The following is a 796-nucleotide window of genomic DNA, read 5'->3' as shown; positions in this document are numbered from 1 at the left end:
GGCGGCTGGACGCCATCGCTCGGCAAGTAGAGCCGCGGCATCCGACACGCGCCGCCCGTGCAGCCGGGGTAGTCGTCGGTGATCCCCGCGGTCGGGTCACCCTCGCGCCAGCCGATGATGTCCGAGCGGACCAACATCGGCCGATCCGCGACGGTGTAGTCGATCTCGTAGCGAGACCAGCGCGCGCGCCCGAGCGGGATCAGCTCGAGCCGACCAAAGTTTGGGGGATCCCAGTCGGCCCCGAAGGGGGTCCCGTTTTTGTTGCCGACCGCGCCCGGGCTCGCGTCGTCGGGCACCGCGAGCCCGCCGATCCCAAGCAGGACCTCCAGGTTCTTGTTGAAGTCCGAGCTGTCGCCGACCGGCAGCTCCCAGCCCGTGTTGCCGCCGCCAGCTTCGACCTCGCCCGTGACCTGGACCAGCGCGCACTGCGACTGGTTCTCGGTGACGTAGCCCTGCGAGTCGGCGACCGGGACGACCAGCACGAAGGAGCCCGGCGCGAACAGCTGGCGGACCGACTGCTTCTGAAGGTTGTCGGCGTTGTCGAGCAGGTTGTTGCTCTCGAAGGTGATGATCGCCCCGGCCCCGGTCCCGCCCGGCAGGGCCTGGACCTCGAACAGGCCCGAGCCCGGCGCCATGTTGATCTCGCCGCGGAACACGTCGAAGCTGTCGGCCGCGCTGCTCGGCGAGGCCGAGGTCGCCTCGAGCCCGGCCATGTCGTTGGCCCCGACGTCGGCGCCGCTGCGCCAGTGGGCCTGGACGCCGTCACGCAGGACCCAGTAGGGCTCGGTCGTGATCG

Annotated in this window: 1 protein-coding gene; it reads right to left on the bottom strand. The window is 70.6% G+C overall.

The features are described from left to right. Positions 1 to 796, bottom strand: a 796-nt coding sequence (locus tag ENSA5_RS38550; protein ID WP_181198319.1) for a hypothetical protein, incomplete at both ends; no start/stop codon positions are given.

Source organism: Enhygromyxa salina (assembly GCF_002994615.1).
Classification (GTDB): domain Bacteria; phylum Myxococcota_A; class Polyangia; order Nannocystales; family Nannocystaceae; genus Plesiocystis; species Plesiocystis salina_A.
This window is presented reverse-complemented; position numbering and strand designations above follow the sequence as displayed.